The sequence below is a fragment of the Sphingobium cupriresistens LL01 genome (assembly GCF_001046645.1).
GTDB classification, from domain to species: Bacteria; Pseudomonadota; Alphaproteobacteria; order Sphingomonadales; family Sphingomonadaceae; genus Sphingobium; species Sphingobium cupriresistens.
The window spans coordinates 2,511,253-2,525,862 of the sequence record NZ_KQ130434.1 but is presented as its reverse complement, the minus strand read 5'-3'; the positions used below and the strand labels follow the sequence as shown (position 1 = coordinate 2,525,862).

The 14,610-nt window shown below is 61.0% G+C and carries 13 protein-coding genes and 1 tRNA gene; 10 read left to right on the top strand and 4 right to left on the bottom strand.

Annotation, left to right across the window (positions count from 1 at the left end):
• Nucleotides 1–20: 20 nt before the first annotated feature.
• Nucleotides 21–4,685, bottom strand: coding sequence for an NAD-glutamate dehydrogenase (locus tag V473_RS12170; protein WP_066604349.1), 4,665 nt, complete (start codon nucleotides 4,683–4,685; stop codon nucleotides 21–23).
• Nucleotides 4,686–4,997: 312 nt separating this feature from the next.
• On the bottom strand, nucleotides 4,998–6,308 hold the full coding sequence (locus V473_RS12165; RefSeq protein WP_066604346.1) for a PAS domain-containing protein: 1,311 nt from the start codon (nucleotides 6,306–6,308) through the stop codon (nucleotides 4,998–5,000).
• Nucleotides 6,309–6,501: 193 nt separating this feature from the next.
• On the opposite strand from V473_RS12165, the gene V473_RS12160 reads away from it, so the two are divergent.
• Nucleotides 6,502–6,574: transfer RNA gene (locus V473_RS12160), tRNA-Thr, on the top strand.
• Between the two features lie 148 nt (nucleotides 6,575–6,722).
• Here the strand turns inward: V473_RS12160 and V473_RS12155 are convergent.
• A complete protein-coding gene (locus V473_RS12155) occupies nucleotides 6,723–8,183 on the bottom strand; it encodes a hypothetical protein (protein ID WP_148648372.1) in 1,461 nt (486 codons plus the stop codon).
• Nucleotides 8,184–8,227: 44 nt separating this feature from the next.
• Nucleotides 8,228–8,401 (bottom strand): helix-turn-helix domain-containing protein, encoded by a 174-nt coding sequence (locus V473_RS12150; protein ID WP_244884396.1) that lies wholly within the window; start codon nucleotides 8,399–8,401, stop codon nucleotides 8,228–8,230.
• 184 nt (nucleotides 8,402–8,585) lie between these two features.
• On the opposite strand from V473_RS12150, the gene V473_RS12145 reads away from it, so the two are divergent.
• From V473_RS12145 to V473_RS12105, 9 genes are all read left to right on the top strand, one after another.
• Nucleotides 8,586–8,948, top strand: a complete 363-nt coding sequence (locus V473_RS12145) for a hypothetical protein (protein ID WP_148648371.1) — start codon at nucleotides 8,586–8,588, stop codon at nucleotides 8,946–8,948.
• 4 nt (nucleotides 8,949–8,952) lie between these two features.
• Nucleotides 8,953–9,282 carry a hypothetical protein gene (locus tag V473_RS12140; protein WP_066604336.1) on the top strand — a complete coding sequence of 110 codons (330 nt, stop codon included), beginning with the start codon at nucleotides 8,953–8,955 and terminating at the stop codon, nucleotides 9,280–9,282.
• A gap of 26 nt (nucleotides 9,283–9,308) precedes the next feature.
• Nucleotides 9,309–9,539, top strand: a complete 231-nt coding sequence (locus V473_RS12135) for a hypothetical protein (protein ID WP_148648370.1) — start codon at nucleotides 9,309–9,311, stop codon at nucleotides 9,537–9,539.
• 55 nt (nucleotides 9,540–9,594) lie between these two features.
• Nucleotides 9,595–9,972 (top strand): hypothetical protein, encoded by a 378-nt coding sequence (locus V473_RS12130; protein WP_066604332.1) that lies wholly within the window; start codon nucleotides 9,595–9,597, stop codon nucleotides 9,970–9,972.
• A 95-nt stretch (nucleotides 9,973–10,067) separates the two neighbouring features.
• Complete coding sequence (locus tag V473_RS12125; protein WP_066604330.1) at nucleotides 10,068–10,457, top strand: hypothetical protein; 390 nt, start codon at nucleotides 10,068–10,070, stop codon at nucleotides 10,455–10,457.
• A complete protein-coding gene (locus V473_RS12120) occupies nucleotides 10,448–10,690 on the top strand; it encodes a hypothetical protein (protein ID WP_066604328.1) in 243 nt (80 codons plus the stop codon). Before V473_RS12125 ends, V473_RS12120 begins: the two co-directional genes overlap by 10 nt.
• 311 nt (nucleotides 10,691–11,001) lie before the next feature.
• Nucleotides 11,002–11,298, top strand: a complete 297-nt coding sequence (locus tag V473_RS12115) for a hypothetical protein (RefSeq protein ID WP_066604327.1) — start codon at nucleotides 11,002–11,004, stop codon at nucleotides 11,296–11,298.
• 2 nt (nucleotides 11,299–11,300) lie between these two features.
• Entirely contained in the window at nucleotides 11,301–12,563 is a 1,263-nt protein-coding gene (locus V473_RS12110) for a VapE domain-containing protein (RefSeq protein WP_066604325.1), read from the top strand.
• A 287-nt stretch (nucleotides 12,564–12,850) separates the two neighbouring features.
• Nucleotides 12,851–14,017, top strand: a complete 1,167-nt coding sequence (locus V473_RS12105; RefSeq protein WP_066604323.1) for a site-specific integrase — start codon at nucleotides 12,851–12,853, stop codon at nucleotides 14,015–14,017.
• Nucleotides 14,018–14,610 lie beyond the last annotated feature (593 nt).

Genomic DNA, 14,610 nt, shown 5'->3' with positions numbered 1-14,610 from the left:
TTCGCCGGAACGCCCGTCTCTTACCGCCCCAGCAGGCCGCGCGCCTGGCCTGCTATCTCGGCGAGCATTGCGACGTTGGGCGTCGCGGCCGCCTTGGCGCGCTGGACCAGGGTGCGGAACTGGCGGACGCGGGCGCCCTTGGCCTGCAACCAGTTCTCGACATGGGTGGCGATATCCTTCCCCTTCCCCTGGGCCAGGAAATCGAGCCGGACCTGCTGCATGTCGCGGGCGACGCCGGAAATGAGCAGCCGTTCCCACGGATCGGTCGGCTCCATCCGCGCGGCCGCGGACTGGACCCAGTCGATGCCGACCGCTTCGCCCAGATGGGTGAAGGCGCGGGTGAGCGCGACTTCCTCCACGCCCATGCGCGCGGCGAGAGCGGCGATGCCGACCGCGCCGTCTAGCTTGAACAGCCCCGCCGTGCGCAGCGCCAGGGTTTCGGGCGCGCCAAGGCCGAGCAGCCGGTCGGTGACGGCATTGGTGCGACGCTGCGCCTCGCTGGTCAGCAGATCGTCGACCTGGGCGGCCAAGGTGCCGACGCCCTTGGACAGGCGATCATGCCCTTCGCTGGGCAGCGTCCCGGCGGGCAGGGCGCGCAATATGTCTGCAATCTGCGCGCGCATGCCGCCCGCGATATCGCTGAACAGGGCGAGGCGGGCGCCTTCCGACATGTCCGCCGCGTCGATATCCGCCCAGAGCGCGCCGATGTCGTAAAGCCGTTCGGCGATCAGGAAGGCGCTGGCAAGGTCGGCCATCGAACAGCCTTCTTCTTCCGCCAGTTCGAACGGATGGATGAGGCCCAGGCGATTGACGATACGGTTGGCGACCTTGGTGGCGATGATTTCCTTGCGCAGCGCATGGGCGGCGATGGCGTCCGCTTCCTTCTTCTGCATTGCGGCGGGGAAGGCGGCCATGAGCTCGCCGGTCATGCTGTCGTCGGTCGCCAGATCGCCATGTTCGATCGCATCCTGCAACGCCAGCTTGGCGGTCGAGAGCAGGACGGCCAGTTCAGGGCGGGTCAGCCCCTGGCCGTCTTGGCCGCGACGCAGCAACTGGTCGTTAGCGGCCAGCCCTTCAACCTGACGGTCGAGCCGGCCGGTTTCCTCGAACGTCTCGATCAGGCGGACATAGGAGGCAAGGTCGGCCGCGCCGCCCGCTTCGGCGATGGAAAGGCCGAGCGCCTGGAGGCGGTTATCCTCCAGCACGATGTCGCCGACCGCGTCGGTCATGCTTTCGAGCAGTGCGTTGCGCTTGTCGAAGGGTAGGCGACCCTCGATCATCTCCTTGTTCAGCGCGATCTTGATGTTCACTTCGTTGTCCGAACAGTCAACGCCAGCGCTATTGTCGATGAAGTCGGTGTTGATCCGGCCGCCATGGAGCGAGAAGGCGATGCGGCCAGCCTGGGTGACGCCCAGATTTGCGCCTTCGCCCACCACCTTGACGCGCAGTTGTTCGGCGTTGATGCGCAGGCGGTCGTTGGCGGGATCGCCGACATCGCCATGGCTTTGCCCCGCGGCCTTTACATAAGTGCCAATGCCGCCGAACCAGAGCAGGTCGGCCGGCGCCTTCAAGATGGCGGAGATCAGCGCGGCCGGCTCCATTTCCTTGTCGGTGACGTCGAGCACAGTCTGCATTTCGGGCGTCAGCGCGATACGCTTGAGGCTGCGCGAGAAGACGCCGCCGCCCTTGGAGATGAGCGCCTTGTCATAATCCTCCCAGCTGGAGCGGGGCAGGGCGAACATCCGGTGGCGCTCTTCCCAACTCTTCGCCGGATCGGGCGTGGGATCGAAGAAGATGTGGCGATGGTCGAAGGCGGCGACCAGTTTGATCGCCTTGCTGAGCAACATGCCGTTGCCGAACACGTCGCCCGACATGTCGCCGCAGCCCACGACGCTGACCGGTTCGCTCTGCACATCGATGCCCATTTCGGCGAAGTGACGCTGTACGCTGATCCAGGCGCCGCGCGCGGTGATGCCCATCGCCTTGTGATCGTAACCGTTGGAGCCGCCGCTGGCGAAGGCGTCGCCCAGCCAGAAATCGCGGTCCAGCGCGATCGCGTTGGCGACGTCGGAGAAGGTGGCGGTGCCCTTGTCCGCCGCGACGACGAAATAGGGATCATCGCCGTCGTTGATGACGACTTGCGCGGGGTGCTTCACCTTGTTCTTCACGATATTGTCGGTGATCGACAGCAGGGACCGAATGAAGATGCGATAGCTTTCCGTGCCTTCGGCCAGCCAGGCGTCGCGATCGACCTGGGGGCTGGGCAATTGCTTGGGATAGAAGCCGCCCTTCGCGCCGGTCGGCACGATGACGGCGTTCTTGACCCGCTGCGCCTTCATCAGGCCCAGGATTTCGGTGCGGAAATCGTCGCGCCGGTCTGACCAGCGCAGCCCGCCGCGGGCCACCGGACCGGCGCGCAGGTGGATGCCCTCCACGCGGGGCGAATAGACCCAGATTTCGCGCCAGGGGAGGGGCGCGGGCAGGCCGGGCACCTGTGCGCTGTCGAGCTTGAACGCCAGCGCTTCCTGCGCCGCAGGGGCGTAGAAATTGGTGCGCAGCGTGGCGGTGATGACGGCGCGCAGCAGGCGCAGCACGCGGTCCTCGTCGATTGCGGTGACCTGCTCCAGACCCGCCTCGATTGCCGCCTGAGCCTGGGCGATCCGGTCGGCCGCGCCGTCCTGCGCGGCGGGATCATGCAGCGCTTCGAACAGGTTGATGAGGTTGGCTGTGACGCCTTGCGCCTTGCGCAGCGTTTCGGCGAAGGTAGCCATGCCATAGGCGACGCCGGTCTGCCGCAGATAGCGGTAGAGCGCGCGGAACAGCACGACCGAGCGCGGCGACAGGCTGGCGGTGACGATCAGTTCGTTGAACCGGTCGTTTTCGGCGCGTCCTTCGAGTACCTGCGCGATCGCCTCTGTCACGACGCCGGCGCGCGCCACGACTGCCTGCGCGTCGCCGCCGGCGGGCAGTTCCAGCACGAAACGCTGGACATGGCCGAGCGCGCCATTGTCGACCGCGGTGGTCATTTCCTCGATCACGCGGAAACCGAAATTCTCGAACACCGGCACCACTTCGGACAGGGCGACCGTATGGCTGCTGTAGAGTTTGAGCCGCAGGCGTTCGTTGCAGTCTTCCGCGTTGCGATAGATTCGGATCGACTTGTCACCTTCACCCGACAGGCCGTGAAGCAGGCGAATGTCGATCGCGGCCTCAAGCGGGCCAGCGCCATTGCGATAGGCGAGCGGGAAGCCGGGAGCGAAACGCTGCGCGAGCGCTGCGGCGCGGCCAGCTTCCTCGGTTTCGGCGAGCGCTTCCTCGACGGCCGGCACCCAGCCGCGCACCATTTGCTTGAGCTGACGGTCGAGCGCGGCGTCATCGGGCACTACCCCGCCTTCGCGCAGGTCGAGCGTGATGCGCAGCAGCGCCAGGCCGCCTTCCTCCAGCGCGATCGACCAGCTGAGCACCGGGCCGTTCGCCGCCTGCGCGAGCATATCCTGCACCGCTACGCGACGGGCGGTCGACAATTCGTCGCGCGGCAGCCACACGAAGGCATAGAGATGGCGGGCCAGTGCGCTGGTGGCGAGCGCCAGCTTCGGGCGTGGCCGGTCGGTCAGCGACATGAAGGTCAGCGCCAGCCGCTCCAGCGTTTCGCGGTCGAAGCCGATGGTGATGTCGTGCGGCAGGGCGGTCAGCGCATGGGCCAGCGTCTTGCCGGCATGGCCGAGCGGATCGAAGCCGAACTTGTCCATCAGGGTCGAGAGCGCCGAGCGGAGCAGCGGCACCTTGTCCGGGGTCGCCGACAGGCCGGTGCTGGTCCACATGCCGGCGTGGATCGACAGCGCCTTGACCTCCTTTCCGTCCCGCACCGGAATGATGACCAGGTCGAGCAGCACCAGGCGATGCACGCGCGAGATGCGGCTGGATTTGATGATAAGGGGCGTGCGCTTGCCTTCCTCGAACCAGGAGAAGGCTGCCTCCAGCGAGGCGGGGGCGATCAGCGGCCTGTCATGCCGGGTGCAGATGCCGAGCGGCGCGCTGCTGCCGCCGTCCCGCTGGATGATCTCATGCCCGGTCTGGGTGAAATGCCGCGCCAGGAACCAGCGCAGCAGGGCCGCGCCTTCCTCGTCCGGCACGGCGTCCGCATCGGCGGCCATGGCCGCCTGCATCTTGGGCCAGTCCGCCACGGCGGCGCGTACGTCTGCCAGCGTCTCCTGCAACGATTTTTCCAGCGCGCGGCGCGCCTTCGCGTCGGCCCTGTCGGTTTCGACATAGATCATGGATTCGCGCCGCGCGCCGGGCGTGTCGTCGTCCAATATGGCGGACAGCGCGCCGTCGCCGTCGCGCGTCACCGACAGAACGGGATGGAACAGGCGGTGAATGGTGATGTCGGCCGCAGCCAGCGTATTGGCGATGGAATCGACCAGAAACGGCATGTCGTCATTGACGATGGCCAGGCGCATGAAGCGGCCATTGGCGCCTTCGCCCAGCGTTTCGACCATGATCGCGGCCTGGCCCGCCTTGCGCCCATTGGCGGCGCGTCCGAGGAAAGCGGCGGCGGCGGCCAGCGCTGCCGCGTCAAACCCCTCGCTTTCGCCGGGCAGGGCGCCCCGGCTGAGAGCGCCTTCCAGCGCCTCATGGATGGTCTTGTCGACTTCCTTGTTCTTCGCTTCCGCCAGCGCCGTCATTCGCTCACCTCTCAACGCGGTTCTAACCGCTTCGATCTTAACGGAGGAGGTGCTGGATCGCCGCCATGCGACTCCTCGGCTTTAGGAGCGCCTATATGCGCCCGGCCAGGAGTCGGCTCAACCCTAGCGGGAAATAAAATTTCTGATCCTTGAAATTAAATGACGAAACGCATCGCGGCCCGCGCGGAGGGCGCGGGGCCTGTCACTGGGGGCGACTATCAACCAGCCTGCGCCGCATGTCGAGGCTCGATGCGGCGCTATGTGCAGCATTTCACCATGAATGCTGGCGTTATGGCGGCGGGAGATGCCGTGTCAGCGCGCCGCGGCGCTGATCACCCGCTGGTTGAGGTCGCTATCCCCCGGCAGCGCGGCGACGATCGCCAGCGTGCCGTCGGCTTCGCGCCGGGCGATGACGACGGCCAGGCCATCCGCATCGGTGGCGACTGCGACCGGATCGAGCGCGGCGGCGGCCTTGACCCTGTCGCGCGCCACCTGACGGCGATCGGGCTTGGCTGGCTTCTGCGATCGGCGCAACGCGCGCTCGTCGCGCACCAGCGCCTTGAGGCCGCCGGCATAAGCGGACAGATAGGCGGCGAGCGATCCGACGCTGAGCCGGGCCGTCAGCGCATGATCCAGCGCGGTGGCATATTCGGTGATGCGCGTCTTGTCATAGGTCGCGCCGAAGACCAGTTTGATGACCGCGGTCATGGGGCTGCGCGCCTGCGCCTTGATGCCATAATCGTGCAGCAGTTCGGCATAATCGTCGGGACGGACCTGCGCGACCTGCGCGAAGTCGTAGGACAGGCTGACGGCGCGATAGAGGGCGGCGTGGCTGCGCGCTTCGCTGATGCGCACGCGCGCGGCGCCGTCGCGGGCGATCGCCAGCCAGTCGGCGAGCGGCGCGTCCTGCCTCGGACATTCCATGCCGGTGAGGTCGAGCGTGTCGTCCTCTTCCTCTTCGATGTCGAACGCCAGGCTGTTGCTCTGCTGATCGGCGGCCGGGCCATCGGCCCAGATGGGCGCGGCGTCGCGCGCGGCGGGCGCGCTGCGCATCGCTTCGTCGACTTCCAGCGCCAGCGCGTCGGACAGGCTGCGGCTGGCCAGTTCTTTCCAGTTGATGACGCCGAATACGAAGTCGATCGTCTCGTCATCGGATGAGAAAGGCATCAATATGCCGCGATACATGATCTCCGCGCCGCGCTGATTGACGAACTCGGCCTCGAAACCGATAGGCGCGGCATTGGCGATGATCTGCAGATAATGGTCGGTCAGGCGCGATAGCAGCGAGCGGGCGGGGACGTCATCGATATAGTCGATCGTCCCCTCAATCTCGCACTCCTGGCGCAGCGCGGTGCCGAGATAGACGATGGCGGGATTGTCGAGGCCGACGCTGAAGTCGAGCAACACCGAATGCGGGCCGAAATCCTCCAACTGGTCGGGATTGAGATCCTCGATCGAGGGTAGGGCGCGATCACCCAGCAGCGAGGCCCAATAATTATAGGCGCGCACCTGCATCCGCCGCTCATCGGAAATGACGGCAGGGGGCGTTTCGATCAGCGCGTCGCCGGCATAGTCGAAATCGTCCTCGTCATTGGCGGCGTCGCGCCCCCGCAGCGTGTCCATCCAATCGTCCTAACCTCAGGTCAAAAATACTATTCCGGGATTCGACAGTGGCACGGGATGGTAAATTTCGTGTAAACAGGGCGAGTGCGATCGGGCGGGGCGAGGCGGTTGCGGCGTGGGTCGAAAAAAGGGGCGGGGGCGGGAAATGCCCGCTTGTCCTTCGCCCCGTCCGCTGTTATCTGCCCGCCCGAACGCCGCTTTAGCTCAGTTGGTAGAGCATCGCATTCGTAATGCGGGGGTCACAGGTTCGAGTCCTGTAAGCGGCACCGTCGCCTTGATAGGCAACCCTCGGAAAACCTAGCGAAAGTGCCTTTCAGCTTATGGCTGGGAGGGGAGCAGGTTTATGTACCTTTGGGCTGATCCCCATGGGTTCCCAGTGGGTCGGGTGTGGGTGGCTTCCACTATCCATCGTTGTCAATCGTGTGGGTTATCCGACCTTTGAATGTCCTCAGTGGCATGGTCTGCCGCCGCATCCAGCACGTCTGCCATGACTTCTTCCGTGTCTGCGTCATCACTCTTCGACATCGCAGGCGCAGGCGACGCCAAGGCTTCTAAGCGGACAGCATCGGCTTCAAACTGTTTTGCTGCTGCCGCTGCCTTCGTCGCTTCCGCTTCAGCCTGATCTGGCGCAACGCCCATTTCGCGCAGCGTTTCCGAGCGCTGTGGGATTGGATTTGAAGGATCGAAGACAATCACTGTTGCTCCGGTGGACTTGAGTGCCGAGCGAACGTCTCCTGCAAGTGCTTCGGGCAGAGCAACGAACAAGCGTGATCCGGCCAAGCGACCTGGGACGCCGGATTCTGCTCCCTCTTTCAATGTGCGCGCCATAGCTTCAGGGGCCGATGGGCTTGCAAACATGAGATCGTCCGGCTTATCCCAATTCGTAAATATCGAACGAATATCTCTCGCTCGCTCCACAAAATCAGGCTCATTCTCTGATGGCAGAATCCATTCGGGACCGAACCCCATTGCATTCTGATTTTTGGGAGCGAGGCGCTTTGCTGCCTGATATAAATAGCGCCGCCAATCAGCCACCTTGTCATCTTTCGGTGCGGTAAGCGCGGCGATGGCGAATGCGCGCCATGTGGCTTCCGATGCCTTTGATCTGGCAGTCAGCGGCGCTGCGGCTGCCATCGCCGCGTCCCATTCGGCTCCTGACGGGAGAGATACAGCGCCGGTCGCCAGATCGATCAGCACGTTGAGATAGCCGCGCGGCGTGTCAATCGCACCACGACTGTTCGGGATTACGACCTTCAACTCTACTTGTCGGCCATCGTTCGAAAGTGCGTGCTCGCCGCTCCACCAGATCGAGCTTACGCTCGTCGGCAATGCCCGTATGTAATCTTCAGGCAAGATATCGACGAGCCGCATTGACCGCACCTGTGATCCGTCCGCACGATAGATTACCACGACGTTGTCGCCAAAACCTGCTGAGTGCCAGTTGTCGAAGGTGACGACATAGCTCGCGCTGTTTGTCACCAGAGCGCTCACAGGTGCGACCTCATTAGCAAGTGGGGCTTGCCAGATTTTGGTCCAGGCTCGTCCGTTGCGTCTTTCCAAAATCGCGCGCGCCTGTGGTTCGCCGCCTTTGCGTTGACCAGCAGGTTCCTTGCCATCCACTTTGTCGCTGAAGTAGGAAAGCTGATCCTCAAGATCACGGGGGATCACAGTAAGCCGAACAGTCTTATTGGAGGAGAGGTAAGTCTTTTGCATCGCTGGCATCCAGCTGTCCGCCGACGCCGGAGCAGAAGCGAGCAAAGCTGCCGCGACCAACAGCCTGACTAACAACTGCATCCCATCTCTACCGTATACAACCAGCGTGTTTCTCATATCATCATATTCTTCTGGATAAGACCAACGCGGAAAATCCGGCATCTTATATGAGATATGATATACCGTATTGTAAAATCCAAAAACTATCAATCGAGCAGATCGCCCAACCTGCATCCAAGCGCACACGCGACCCGTTCGACTACGGTGACAGTCGGGTTCTTCACCACTCGCTCGATCCCGCTTACGTACGTACGATCCAATTGCGCCTCGTCGGCCAGCGCCTCCTGGGACCAACCACGCTCCTTGCGCAGCCGCTTCATATTCACAGCCAATCTTTGCCTAACGTCCATCGTCCAGACTGAACTGGAATGTGGTTGATTGAACCACGGACTATGAATCTCATTTTTACTGGCCTTGGCAGCATGTTCCGATAAATCAGATCGGGATGTGGGTGCCTCAACGCGCCGTCACTTTGGCGGTCATCCCACGAAAGGGGAAAATACCATGAAGAAAACTATACCCTTACTGTGTCTGGCGCTCCTTGCTGCCTGCACCACACCTGCCGATGTCTCGCAGCCTTTGACGGCTGACGGCGACAAGAATGCCAAGTTCGACATCAAGGACACAGCAAACGGGTTCACCATCGACGTGAGCTATTCCCGTTACCAGTTCGTGCCGGAAGCTGACGCCCTGCTGGTAGCCTGCCGATCGATTGCCACCACCCGCGCCTATGAGGAGGCCAAGCGTCGGGGGAAGGAAATTCAGCCCATCAATGAACAGACCCTTCGCGTCTCGACCGGCCGGAACATCCTCAATGGTCGCACCTCCTGCCGCGCCTTTGTCGAAGCCGTCTGGAAGGAGGGGTAAGCCGATGCGCAACTATCGCATCATCGCCATGGTCGTGGCGACCCTGACATTGGCCGCTTGCGATCGCAACAGGAGTGCAGCCGAAGATGCCGTGCGGGGAAGCCTGAAAGACCCCGATTCCGCTAAATTTGGTGACTTCTATTATAACGAGAAGACCAAGAAGGGATGCCTGACTGTCAATGCCAGAAACTCGATGGGTGGCTACACAGGTGATCAGCAGGCTTACGTTGAGCCGGGCGACAAGGGGTGGCTGACAATAGGGTTCGCGGACGTTTCCCAAGAATCCTGCCGCAATGTTTTTGCCGATGCCGTGCAAGACGAAACTTCCAACTGACCGTGGCGAGGATCATCGGCGCTCTCATGCTGATCGGACTGATGGTGGTTGCTATCAAGGTCGCGATCTTCGTGGCTATCATCGTCTGTCTCATGCGATGGCCGAAGGAAACGATCGCGGTTCTAGGTGCGATGCTGGTCATCACGCTTGCGGGCCGATATCCGATCGCGGCTGGCATTCCGATAGGCATTGTAGTGCTGATCGGCATTTACCGGGTGATGGCAAAGCCGCCCGATGATCCTCCCTCAACAACCTGAACACACATCAGCCCCGGCCTAACCCGCCGGGGTTTTTCGTTTCTGGAGAACGTACATGGACATCATTCGCACATGGGCGGAGCTGGACACCTATTTGACCGGCCCAATCCGCCCTGACCTCAAAGCCCTTTTGCAAAACCGCCGTGAGCAGCTGATCGAATATGGCGAGCTGTCCGAACTGGGCGACTTCATCATCATCCAGCCGGGCGACACGATCGACTGGCCCCTCGTCATTGACGGCTTGCCGACCTTCGAATGGGTGCAGCGGCATGGCAGCATATTCGAGATGCCCATTGTGCTGTCCGATTCAGGAGCCGGACATGTCCTTATCGTGCCTGATGCAGAAGGTGTCGACACCGACTTGCTCAATCTCTGCCGCACCTATGCCGATCAGTTGAAGGGCGATCCAGAAGACGGAACAGAAGCCGTTTAACGCATCGTCCTCGCGACATCTCTCGCGGCACAATCCCATCAAAACCATCGCAGCGTCCTCCGGGGCGCTTTTTTTATGTCCAAAGGAATCGCACCATGCTTTCCATCACCGACCTGCACGCCGATCTTCCCGAACGGCTGGACCCAACCCTTCATCGCTTGCTGACTGACCGCATCCAGGACGCAATAGCTTCCGGCCTTGCTGACCTCACCCACATCATCGTCGTGGAACCGGGCGACACGGAAACCGACTTCATCAGGGAGGCCGCTTTCTCGCCGTTCCACAATTCGCTTTCTGAAACCCGCTACGGCGATCCTTACTTCGAACCGCCATGGTGCTGGCTTGATCGCCTGGACGCCTGGGGCTGGGAAGCGATCCACACCATCGGCAATGATGGGTTCGCCTTCATCATCCTCGTGCCGGACGTAGAGGGTATCGATCCGCTACTGCTGGCGCTGCTGCGGGAGTTCAGCCCATGCAGCTAATCTATATCCTGCTCATCCTGTCCGTCGCTCTGGCTGTCATCAAGGTGGCGATCATGGCGCTGCTGATCGTGTTCGGCATCGGGTTGCTCATTGCCACGGTCAAACATCCAGGGGCAGCGATCGGGTTCATGTTGATGATGACCACGGTGTCGCTTGTGGAGGCGCATCCATGGGCGGCCGGGGCCGGGCTGATCGCTACGGCAATTTGCGCAACAGCGTCAAAACCATCTTGACGAATCGATACCCAATTCTATGTAGGGCGGGTTCGGCAATGGGCAGCGAGATGACCCGCCGAAAAGTCCTCCGCAAGTGCATTGAGGGCGTTGTTCAGACTTAAGAACACGCCACACTTGCGCCGAGAAATCTCACATTTGTGTCGTGTTCCAGTCTGCTCTTCGCTTCGCGCGAAGGGTCTTTGACATCGTGGAACAATTACCGCGTCGTCGCTGGCTGACAACCAGAGAGGATGCACAAACTTGGGCCTCCGGGCCTCCGTTTCTTCGGCAAGTGCCATAACAACAACTGCACAACCCCAAGGAATATAATGATTACCCAACTTTTCGACCCCAGCCAGATGTTGGCTCTGGGTCAAGCCTTGCTGCAAGATGATGGCAGCATGGTCGTCTGGTCCCAGGCGGACGCAGCAGTGTCCGTCCTCTTCGCTCTCATGCATGAAGGCGTAAGCGACAAAGATCAGCTAATTGAAGCCGCCTGCAAGGTACCGCAGGTTGAGGAATTGGTCGCATGGCGCATGATGAGGATCATGTGCGGCGATGATCCCAGCCGGTCCCTATGGCGACATAACGGGTTCAACCGTCTCACCCTCTGGTCGCGAGGGTGAACATGACCGACCAAAAAGACAACGTGCTTGCAGGATTGCCCGACCGACCACGATCCACTCGAAATCAACCACCGACGACGATTGCGAACATCGCGCACATACTGCAAGCCGAAGGCATCGTGCCCCGGTACAATGTCATAAAGAAGCGCGACGAGATCAGCATCCCCGGTCACGCTGGCACCTCAGACAATCTGAGCAATGTCACGATGACGCGGGTGGTGAGCCTTGCATCGCAATATGGGCTGGCCACCAGTCTGGTGCCCGACTTCGTGCAGGCCATCTCCGACCAGAATGCTTACAACCCCGTGGTCGACTGGATCAACAGCAAGCCATGGGACGGGGTGGACCGGCTCCCGGACATTTACGCGACAGTGTGGGAAGAAGAAGGGTATCCGGCCGACCTCAAGGAAACGCTGATGCACAAATGGCTGCTCAGCGCCGTTGCGGCGGTCATGGTGCCTAAGGGCTTCCACTGTCGGGGGGTGCTGACCCTTCAAGGGCCGCAGGGCATCAACAAGACCAGTTGGGTTCGCTCGCTGATCGATGACCCTGAGCTACGAGAGTCGGTCATCAAACTCGACCACCATCTGGACGGCGGCAACAAGGATTCGATCCTTGGGGCAGTCACAAACTGGATCGTGGAGATAGGCGAACTGGACAGCTCATTCCGCAAGGACATCGCCCGGTTGAAGGGGTTTCTCACCTCAGACGCCGATCGGGTCCGTCGCCCCTACGCAAGGGCGGAATCGGAATATCCCCGCCGCACCGTTTTCGTGGCGACAGTGAATGATGCCAAATTCCTGGTCGATCCGACCGGCAACTCCCGATGGTGGACGATTGCTGCTCGCGGATTGCGCAAGGACCACGGCATCGACATGCAGCAACTCTACGCCCAACTGGCCGTCGAACTTCGAAACGGCTGGCAGTGGTGGCTGTCGAAGGCCGAGGAAGATCAGCTCGAAGGCTGGAACAGTCGCCATAAGGTGGCCAGTGCCGTCGAAGACATGGTGATGGCCTGGATCGACCTTGAGCGGACGGGGTATAAGGCAACCCAGAACATGACGGCATCCGAGCTGCTCCGGCTGGCGGGGATCAAGACACCTACCAACCCGCAATGCCGGGAATGTGGATCGCTGCTGCGAGAACTCTTTGGGCCGCCCAAAAGGATCAATGGCCGGGAGAAATGGGCAGTGCCGCTGATTGATCTACACGCGGAGGCGCTGAGACTCTTCAATAGCATCATCCTGAAACAAGACGAATACTGACCCCAAGGTGGGGGGAGGGGTAGGGAAAAACCCTAGAAATGGCTGAAAGAAGATCAGCATAATATAGGGGAAAGGCGGCTCGCGCTGCTGCCCCTCCCCCACCAAACTGGGCTGCTGTCTCGCTACCCAAGGCGGAGATGTCGCCCCTTTCGGGGGCGAGGCACAGTTCTCGGCGATTTGCGTAATCCCACAGCGCCGATTGCCCCCCTTTCCGGGCCTGACCCATCCGCGCCGCCAATCGCGCGCTGGCGATACCCAACATCCCAACTCTCAAAAAGGAACCACTCATGCCCAAGCAAAAGCTTGATGCGTCATTCTGCCTGCTCGCCGCGTGCGAAACGGGGAAGCGCAAGATCGATTACTATGACACGTCTATCACCGGCTTCGTGCTGGAAGTCCGCCCGAACGGGGGCAAGACCTACTATCTGCGTTATCAGGACGATCATGGTCGCCAGAAGCAGCACAAGATCGCGGCCTATGCGGATATCAGCTTCGACAAGGCCAAAAAGGAGGCCCAGCGGCTCCGCTCTCAGGTGGTCCTTGGCGGTGATCCGGCTGCAACCAAGGAGCAGAAGAAGGCCATCCCGCTTTATTCGACCCTTGCCGACCAGCATCTTGCCCATGCCAAGACCTACCAGCGATCCTACGACACGACGGCGATGTATGTGAACCGGCACATCGTCCCCAAATGGGGCAAGCACCGGCTGACCGATATTACCCAGCAGGGTGTTGCCCAATGGCTGGCAGACAAGGCAGGGGAGGGGCTTGCTCCTGCCACGGTCGAGAAGATGCGCGTCATCCTTGGCCGATCGTTCGAACTGGCAAAGCAGTGGGGCATGGCGGGTAGCGACAAGAATCCGACAAGGGGCATTCCCCGCAAGCCGATCAACAATGCGCGGGACCGCTACTTGAATGCCGCCGAAGCAAAGCGGCTGATGACGGCTGTGGAGGCCTCCCGCAATCCGCAGCTCAAGTTCATCGTTGGCCTGCTCCTCCTGACCGGCGCGCGGGTGTCGGAACTGCTGAATGCCAAATGGAAGCATATCAACCTGGATCGGCGTGTCTGGCTGATCCCGACATCCAAGACCGGCAAGCCCCGGCATGTGCCTCTGTCCAAACCCGCGATCGACATCCTCAGTGCCGTGCCGAGGTTCGATAAATGCGACTATGTCCTGCCGAACCCGGAAACCCTGAAACCCTTCGTGTCGATCAAACACGGATGGCAGACGGCGCGGGATGAAGCGAAGCTGCCTGACCTACGCATCCATGACCTGCGACATTCCGCCGCATCGTTCATGATCAACGCTGGAGTTGACCTGTTCGCTGTTGGGCGGGTGCTGGGCCATGCAGATCATAAAAGTACGATGAGGTATAGTCATCTAGCGAACGATACTTTGATGGCCGCTGTCGAGGCTGGGGCACGTAAGATGAAGGGCGTTGGCAATGGCATTTGAAGAAGGGTCAGAGGAATTGGTCTGCCCATTCTGCTCTGCCAAGCATCGAGCCAAATGGTATCTGCGAACGGTGCGAGATGAGGTCGAGCTGGAATGTCTGAAATGTAGTTCGATTATCATACGAGGAAAAAGCCGAAAAGATTATGAGGAGGTGACGCTCCTGCCCTAAGATGACCGCTTCCCCCGCTCATGGACATTCATGGGTGGGGGTAGTGCGGCTATATTTTTTCGGAAGGGATCGCCACCATGCCCGAAAACGCCGTTTTGGCTAAGGCAGGAAGCGCGTTCGGTCCGATGGGCTGTGTTGCCTGCTTTCTGCATCAACTGTGCCCCTCAAATCGCCTAGGACGCGGTCGAGGCTGCGAAAGCATATTGTTCCGATCGCGCTCGTCCCAAATGCGCCAAATGGCGACAATGTATCAAACCAATTGGTAATCGTTACTATTGGTTTCGGTACCGCAACAACGAGCATTTCGTTACGGTATCGGTTTTATAACACCGATGCTTTTCAGTGGCATGCTCTAACTTGCATTAACTAAAAAAACCATAGACTTAACGGGATCTAAACCTTGATCCGCCATGGATGCATCTTG